Here is an 8,102-nt window from a genome sequence, read left to right on the forward strand (position 1 = left end):
GTCTTGGTGTTAGGATCATACCGGCTATGCCGGCTTTTTATTACAAACCGCAAACGATGGATGAAATGATTGACTTTTTAGTTGGTAAAGTACTTGATAATATGACAATCGAACATGATTTGTACAGAAGATGGGGAGATGAACAGAATGGGCATGAATCGCCCGATCACCATCGGAAGAATTGATTACGCGAATGCATGGCCTCTTTTCCATCAGCTCGAGGAGCGAATGGATGGGGATAGCTTTGAGGTCATTAAACGTGTACCTTCTGAATTAAATAGGCTTCTGCAAGCTGGTGAATTGGATATTTCGGCTATATCATCATTTGCCTACGGATTAAATGCGGATGATTATGTGCTGCTGCCAGAATTGTCCGTAGGTTCGGTAGGGAAGGTCAACTCGATCTTTTTGTTTCTGAAAGAACCGATCAGCCGTAAACGTCCTGAGCGAATTTCAGTAACGACAACATCAGCAACTTCAGTTAATCTGTTGAAAATTTTGATGACATTGCACTTTGAATGCAACCCAGAGTATGTCACTGCCGCACCAAATCTGGAAAGTATGCTGGAGACAGCCGATGCTGCTCTCATCATTGGCGATCCTGCCATTCATGCTTCTTGGCAAAACCACGGCCTTCATGTCATTGATTTAGGACAATTATGGAATGAGTGGACGGGACTTGGCATGACTTACGCTGTTGTTGCTGCACGTAAAGAAGCAGCTCTTGCAGCCCCAGAAGCCGTTCGTGCAGTATATAAAGCGTTAAATGCGAGCAAACAGTATAACAAGAGCCATCTTGGTCCACTAATTGAACAGGCCTGTATGCAGCTTGGAGGAGAATCAACTTACTGGGAGATGTACTTTCATTCGCTTCAATATGATTTTGGGAGCAAGCTGCAAGAAGGACTTAAATTATATTTCAATTATTCTAAGCAGCTAGGGTTGCTATCGAATGACGTGGAGCTTACTTTTTTTGAAGACCAATCTGCCCAATAGGTGAAAGAATGAAACTACTAGATTTGTATGCAAAGATGAAAGGCGACCTAAATCAGATCGAGCAGGAGCTTGAGCGCAGCATTTCGGATGATCATGTGCTGCTTGGCGAAGCTTCTTTGCACTTGCTTAGAGCTGGCGGTAAACGGATTAGACCGGTGTTTGTCCTGCTCGCAGGCAAGTTTGGCGATTATCAGCTTGATGTAATGAAGCGCGTCGCCGTCCCACTCGAGCTAATTCACATGGCTTCACTTGTACATGATGACGTTATTGACGACGCGGAAACACGTCGTGGACAGCTCACTGTAAAATCCAAGTGGGACAATCGAATAGCGATGTATACGGGCGACTTCATTCATGRCAAAGCATTGTCAATCGCTGCTCAGCTTCCAAATCCGCAGATACATCAAATTTTGTCGCATGCGCTTGTACAAATGTGTATCGGAGAAATGGAACAAATTCGTGATTTCTTCAACACAGAACAATCGGTACGGCATTATTTGCTTCGGATTAGACGCAAAACAGCTTTATTAATTGCTATAAGCTGTCAGCTTGGCGCTGTTGCCGCGGGAACGGACCGAAAAACAGCAAATAGCTTATATCGCTATGGTTATAATGTGGGTATGGCATTCCAGATCCGTGATGATTTGCTTGATCTATATGGAACAGAGAAACAGATCGGCAAGCCTTCAGGCTCAGATATGCGTCAAGGAAATATTACATTGCCGGTTCTACTTGCCTTGCAGGACCCGAAAACCCGCGACTCTTTGTTAAACGAAATTGCTTTGATCAGGGAGCAAGGCGGGAAACGAGATGCTGGAAGAGCCATCGATATGATTCGCAAGAGCGATGGCGGAGATCAAGCAGACCAGCTTGCAAACCGATATATTAAAAAAGCTCTCAAAGCATTAGAGGGATTGCCGAACGTCACAGCGAAGAAGAACTTGAGCGATATTGCGATTTTGTTTGGTAAACGTAATTATTAATCGTGCAAAATAGAAAGGAATGGTTGGGGATGGAAAGAACTTTTCTGATGATTAAACCTGATGGCGTTCAGCGCGGATTAATTGGCGAAATCGTTTCGAGATTTGAAAAAAAGGGATTGCAGCTTGCAGCAGCCAAGTTTATGGTTTTGAGCCATGAGCTTGCCGAGCGCCATTATGAGGAGCATAAGGGCAAAGTTTTTTATGAGCCATTGCTCGAATTCATAACTTCAGGTCCTGTATTTGCGATGGTATGGCAAGGTGACAATGTCATTGCATTGACGCGTGCCCTTATTGGCAAAACGGATGCACTAGATGCTCATCCCGGCACTATTCGTTCTGATTTTGCTGTACATACGAATTTTAATCTTATTCATGGCTCGGATTCGGCAGCTAATGCGGAAAAAGAGATCGGCATTTACTTCACGCCAGCGGAGCTGGTGCAATACGAGCATACAATTCAACGGTGGATTTAATATTTCGCCTACAAGCGATGGAGGAGCCTATGCTTGAAGATCGTGATTTTGCACAGTTTATTGCTCGAATAAAGCAAAAGACCGACATTGATTTGTCGCAGTACAAAGAAGCTCAAATGAAACGCAGGCTGACTACATTACGAATGAAGCACGGCTATCAAACGTTCGATGAGTATTGGAAGGCGATTGAGCAAAATCGGACGATGCTAAATGAGTTTTTGGACCGTATGACGATTAATGTTTCTGAGTTTTGGAGAAATCCTTCCCGTTGGGAAGTTTTGCAAAAGCGCTTTTTTCCCGAGATGCTTGCTGCTTCTAATCGCCTAAAGATTTGGAGTGCGGCATGCTCAACAGGCGAGGAGCCTTATACGCTCGCTATGATTTTATCGGAGCTCGGTGCCTTGCAGCGATCCTCGCTTCTTGCAACTGATCTCGATTCAAATGTGCTGCAAAAGGCAATGGAAGGCAGTTATTTAGAGCGATCGCTGCGCGATGTTCCGCAGGTTTGCCGGCAAAAATATTTTAAGCAGTCAGAGGGAGCGTATTTGATTTCAGACTCCCTGAAGCAATTTATTCAATTCAAGCAGCAAAATTTGCTGCATGATACGTTTGATGGATCATTTGATTTAATTGTTTGCCGAAACGTTATGATTTATTTTACAGAAGAAGCAAAGCACTTATTGTATCATAAATTTTCTAATGCACTTAAACCGGGCGGACTGCTGTTTGTAGGCAGTACGGAACAAATTTTTTCCCCTGCGCAGTACGGATTTGAGACCGCTGATACATTCTTTTATCGCCGGGTATAAGCGGCATGTATACTGTTTTCCATCTTCTCCTATACTAGTTAGTATGTAATAAACTTGGAGGATGAAGCAACCGATGGATAAACGTAAGGTTATAGCTGCCTATAGGCGTGGTTTTATTTCTATTCAGGAATGTGCGCAAATTATCGGAGTGGACAGTGGACAAATGACAAGACTTGTTGAAGATCCATTGCTGACGAGCGAAGGCACGGCGATACTTAGAAAAGATCGGTTAACAGCAAATTAACTGCACGCTGCCCGGGCTGGCGGATTTGTCATTTTAGATGACAGTTCCACCAGCCCTTTTTTTATACGGTTACAGCGGCTTTCAAGGTGTCCAAATTCTTGTCAAACCTGTAACTGTGTACTATAATGAGCAAAGATGTTTAGTGCTGTAAAGCATAGCAGGCGCTTGAAAGCTGTTTTGAAAATTAATAATTTTATAAGTGATGCACTTATAAAATCGCTTAAATTTCACCGCGAAACGAGCTTGTGCCGTCAATGGACTGTGTTAGTCGTTTACACTTGAGGAGGAGCTTTAGTTGACTTTAAGATATTTAACCGCAGGGGAAACACACGGTCCCCAATTAACCGCGATTATTGAAGGTTTGCCAAGCAATTTGAAAATTGATTTTGAGGAACTGAATTTCCAGCTGCACCGTCGTCAGAAGGGTCATGGTCGTGGACGTCGAATGCAAATCGAGAAGGATACAGCTAACATCGTTGGGGGCGTACGCCACGGCAAAACGACTGGTGCTCCTGTAGCGCTGATCGTTGCAAACAACGATTGGAAGCACTGGACTTCTGTTATGAATATTGAGCCGATTGAAGGCAGCGATGAAGAGAAGCGCCGCGTTCATCGTCCGCGTCCTGGTCATGCGGATTTGAATGGCGGACTTAAATATGATTTGAAGGATTTGCGCAATGTGCTTGAGCGCTCTAGTGCTCGTGAAACTGCAGCACGTGTAGCTGTAGGGGCGGTAGCTCGTCAATTTCTCGCGGAATTTGGGATTAAAGTAGCTGGACAAGTTATTCGCATCGGTGAAATCGAAGCACCAGCTAATCAGCTTCCCGTGGATGAGTTGATCCGTTTGACGGAGGAATCCTCGGTTCGTGTCGTTGACAAAGAAACCGAACAAAAGATGACTGATTATATCGATCAAATTAAAGCAGAAGGCGATTCGATTGGCGGAATCGTGGAATGTATTATTGAAGGCGTGCCAATTGGACTAGGAAGCCACGTACAGTGGGATCGCAAGCTCGATGGACGTATCGCGCAAGCGGTCGTATCGATCAATGCATTCAAAGGCTGTGAGATTGGAATTGGCTTCGAAGCAGCCAAGCTTCGCGGCTCGCAAGTGCACGATGAGATTATGTATGATGCAGAGCGCGGCTATCATCGAGCAACGAATCGTCTTGGCGGCTTCGAGGGCGGTATGACGAACGGGGAGCAAATCGTCGTACGCGGTGTAATGAAACCGATTCCGACGCTTTACAAGCCGCTTCGCAGTGTGGATATTGATACTAAAGAACCGTTTACGGCTCAAGTAGAGCGCTCGGACAGCTGTGCTGTGCCAGCGGCAAGCGTCGTGATGGAGCATGTCGTTGCATGGGAAGTTGCCAAAGCATTCCTTGAAAAATTCGGCGGCGATTCCATTGAGGAAATTCGCACCAACTTGAACAATTATCTTGAACAGCTAGGGCGGTATTAAAAATGCGCGAGCTTACAGTTGAACTTGGTGATCGCTCTTATCCTATCTATATCGGGGRAGGCCTCTTGAAGGAGGCATCCTCTTATTTTATTAAGCATGGCATTAGCCAAAAATCGCCGCTGCTCATCATTACTGACTCGAATATTGCAGACATTCATTTGCAAACGCTTGAGTCTGAGCTTGCTGGCGCAGGTTTTAAAACGGCAAGCGTCGTTGTTCCAGCTGGAGAAAGCTCAAAGTCGCTAGCTATGCTCGAAACGCTTGTCGCTAAAGCTTTGGAGGTAGGTCTCGACCGCAAGTCTGCAATCGTTGCACTTGGCGGTGGTGTTGTTGGAGATCTTGCTGGATTTGTTGCCGCTTCATACATGAGAGGCATCAAATTCGTACAGGTTCCTACGACAATATTGGCGCATGACAGCAGTGTGGGCGGCAAAGTTGCCGTCAATCATCCGCTTGCCAAAAATATTATCGGTGCTTTTCATCAGCCTGAGCTTGTCCTGTATGATTTGAACACGCTGCAAACCCTTCCCCCAAGAGAAGTAAGCGCTGGTTTGTCGGAAGTGATCAAGCATGGACTAATTTGGGATGAATCGTTTGTCGCATGGTATGAAGATAATGCAGAGAAATTGCTCGCTCTTGATGCGGAGGCACTTGGGTATGCTTTGTATAAAGGCTGCAGCGTGAAGGCGGCAGTCGTATCGAAGGATGAGCGTGAAAACGATTTGAGAGCGATCTTGAATCTGGGTCATACGATTGGCCATGCCTTAGAAGCGGTAGCTGGATATGGGGAGCTGCTCCATGGGGAAGCCATTTCCATAGGGATGGTAGGCTCTGCTAAGCTGGGTATGCGATATGGTGCTCCAGAAGAGGTATATACCATAACGAAGCGCGTTCTTGCGAAAGCAGGACTGCCAGTGCGGCTCCCTGAGCATTTGGACGTAGATAAGATTATGGAAGCAATGATGCATGACAAGAAATTTGCTGAGGGTACGATGGTTTTTGTTGTGCCAACTGCAATAGGTTCAGTTGAAATAAAATCCGATGTTCGCATCCAATGGGTACGTGAGATCGTAGAGCAATTAAAGCAGGAGGTGCAACAATAATGAGTGTTAGAGGAATTCGTGGTGCTATTACTGTAGATGCTAATGAAGAACAGCCCATTTTGAATGCAACGATTGAAATGTTGAATGGAATCGTGGCCGATAATGAGATCGTGCCTGACGATATTTGCAGCGTGTTCGTGACGGTTACCAGCGATCTGGACGAGACATTCCCTGCTAGAGCTATTCGCCAAATGAAGGGCTGGGAGCTTGTTCCGCTTATGTGCGCGCTTGAAGTTCCGGTTAAAGGCAGTCTTGAGCGCTGTATTAGATTAATGGTTCTTATCAATACGGACAAGACGCAAGCGGAGATTCGTCACGTTTATTTAAACGGCGCGCAGGCGCTTCGTCCGGACTTATCTAAAGCATAAAGCTGTGACTTTAGCTCATAAAGAACAAATCCCTTTGTTGACGCATAGCTGTACGTTGTTGTATATTTAGTTACGTAAGTGAGAGTAGCAGAGTAGTTTTATGAGCTGAGTAGAGATGAGTCGAGATTAGTTGAGAGAAGCAGAGTTAGGCAATGAGAGATACGCGAGTTTGAGAAAAAGCTGAACGATCTTATGTGCAATGGCACACAGGATTGTAAAAGTGCTGCTTCAACGTATCTACACATGCGTCTTTTCCGCTTACACACTTCCGTCATCATCTAAACCAACGCTCCTGCTCTGGCAGGAGCTTTTTTTGTTTTTAATAATAGAATTTTCACTACTGAGGGAGGTTGTTCGGAATGTCAAATGAGCTGCAGCACGTCACCCGTCTTGCCAGTCAGTACAATTTAATTCCAATCGTTCGCTATATGATGGCGGACACTGAAACACCAATTCGATTATTCCAGCATTTTGCGAAAGAGGATCATGCTTTTCTGCTGGAGAGCGTCGAGGGTGGAGCGAAATGGGCGCGTTATTCGTTTATAGGAACGGACCCGTTCATGATGCTTTACGGTAAAAATGGTGAGATGGTGCTTGAGCATCACGGCGTAAAGCATGTGCTTAATGACAAGCCGATCGAGCTTCTAAAAGCTCATTTGCGTTCCTTCCGCAGCCCGTCGCTGCCAGAGCTTCCTCCCTTTACAGGCGGAGCAATCGGATTTTTCGGCTATGACTTGCTGCAATATTATGAGAAGCTTCCTGCCCACCGCATCGACGATTTGAATATGAATGACATGCAGTTTATGTTTTGTGATCAAATCATTGTGTTTGACCACTTTAAGCAGCAGCTGCAAATCGTTGGAAATGTTCATATCGCCGAAGGCTCTACGGATGCGGAAATCGCGAAGAGCTATGCAGCGGCAGTTGCCAAAATTGAAGCAACTATTGAACGTTTGCAGCAGCCGGTGACCATTCCAGTAACATCTGGACGCTCAATTGAAGTTGATTACGAGCTAGGTGACGTACAATCCAATGTGACGAAGGAGCAATTCATCGGAAACATTGAGAAGGCGAAGCAATACATTCGCGCAGGTGACATTTTCCAGGTCGTATTGTCACAGCGCTTTAGCATTGATACAGATGTTGATCCATTGCATGTATATCGCGTGCTCCGAATGATGAATCCTTCACCATATATGTATTATTTGAAGATGGGCGAGGAAGTTATTGTTGGCGCTTCGCCGGAAGCGCTAGTGAAAGTAACGGGCGACCGCGTGGAGACAAGACCGATTGCGGGAACAAGGCCGCGCGGCAAAACGCCGGAAGAGGATAAGGCTTACGAGGTAGAACTGCTTGCGGACGAGAAAGAGCGCGCTGAGCATTTGATGCTGGTTGATCTTGGCCGCAATGACATCGGACGCGTATCGGAGTTTGGTTCGGTAACATGTGATTCGTTTATGGAAATTGAGCGTTACTCCCATGTCATGCATATTGTATCGAACGTTTCTGGCAAGCTGCACAAGGATAAAGACTTTTTTGACGCATTTGTCTCTTGTTTACCGGCAGGCACTGTATCTGGCGCACCTAAACTAAGAGCAATGGAAATCATTGCGGAGCTGGAAACTGAAGCGCGCGGCGCATATGCAGGAGCAATTGGATAC

At 45.6% G+C, this 8,102-nt stretch carries 9 protein-coding genes and 1 pseudogene; all 10 read left to right on the forward strand.

The window, feature by feature from the left end; all coding sequences use genetic code 11:
* Positions 1 to 185, forward strand: a pseudogene (locus AB4Z17_RS29910) (aromatic acid decarboxylase); the annotation flags it as partial.
* Positions 148 to 996: a menaquinone biosynthetic enzyme MqnA/MqnD family protein gene (locus AB4Z17_RS29915; protein WP_339203273.1), complete on the forward strand. Its 849-nt coding sequence runs from the start codon at positions 148 to 150 to the stop codon at positions 994 to 996. The pseudogene AB4Z17_RS29910 and the gene AB4Z17_RS29915, both read left to right, overlap by 38 nt.
* 8 nt (positions 997 to 1,004) lie before the next feature.
* Positions 1,005 to 1,979: a polyprenyl synthetase family protein gene (locus tag AB4Z17_RS29920; protein WP_441963906.1), complete on the forward strand. Its 975-nt coding sequence runs from the start codon at positions 1,005 to 1,007 to the stop codon at positions 1,977 to 1,979.
* 29 nt (positions 1,980 to 2,008) lie between these two features.
* Complete coding sequence (gene ndk / locus AB4Z17_RS29925) at positions 2,009 to 2,452, forward strand: nucleoside-diphosphate kinase (RefSeq protein WP_076271341.1); 444 nt, start codon at positions 2,009 to 2,011, stop codon at positions 2,450 to 2,452.
* 29 nt (positions 2,453 to 2,481) lie between these two features.
* Positions 2,482 to 3,261: a CheR family methyltransferase gene (locus tag AB4Z17_RS29930; RefSeq protein ID WP_441912625.1), complete on the forward strand. Its 780-nt coding sequence runs from the start codon at positions 2,482 to 2,484 to the stop codon at positions 3,259 to 3,261.
* 73 nt (positions 3,262 to 3,334) lie between these two features.
* Complete coding sequence (locus AB4Z17_RS29935) at positions 3,335 to 3,505, forward strand: hypothetical protein (protein WP_441963908.1); 171 nt, start codon at positions 3,335 to 3,337, stop codon at positions 3,503 to 3,505.
* A 295-nt stretch (positions 3,506 to 3,800) separates the two neighbouring features.
* Complete coding sequence (aroC, locus tag AB4Z17_RS29940) at positions 3,801 to 4,970, forward strand: chorismate synthase (protein ID WP_441963909.1); 1,170 nt, start codon at positions 3,801 to 3,803, stop codon at positions 4,968 to 4,970.
* A gap of 2 nt (positions 4,971 to 4,972) precedes the next feature.
* Positions 4,973 to 6,073, forward strand: a complete 1,101-nt coding sequence (gene aroB, locus AB4Z17_RS29945; RefSeq protein ID WP_441963911.1) for a 3-dehydroquinate synthase — start codon at positions 4,973 to 4,975, stop codon at positions 6,071 to 6,073.
* On the forward strand, positions 6,073 to 6,441 hold the full coding sequence (aroH, locus tag AB4Z17_RS29950; protein WP_076271337.1) for a chorismate mutase: 369 nt from the start codon (positions 6,073 to 6,075) through the stop codon (positions 6,439 to 6,441). The genes aroB and aroH overlap by 1 nt, the downstream gene beginning before the upstream one ends.
* Before the next feature lie 359 nt (positions 6,442 to 6,800).
* On the forward strand, positions 6,801 to 8,102 hold a 1,302-nt coding region (locus AB4Z17_RS29955; protein WP_441963913.1), incomplete at its 3' end, for an anthranilate synthase component I family protein.

The sequence above is a fragment of the Paenibacillus sp. TAF43_2 genome, from assembly GCF_052113545.1.
Classification (GTDB): Bacteria; Bacillota; Bacilli; order Paenibacillales; family Paenibacillaceae; genus Pristimantibacillus.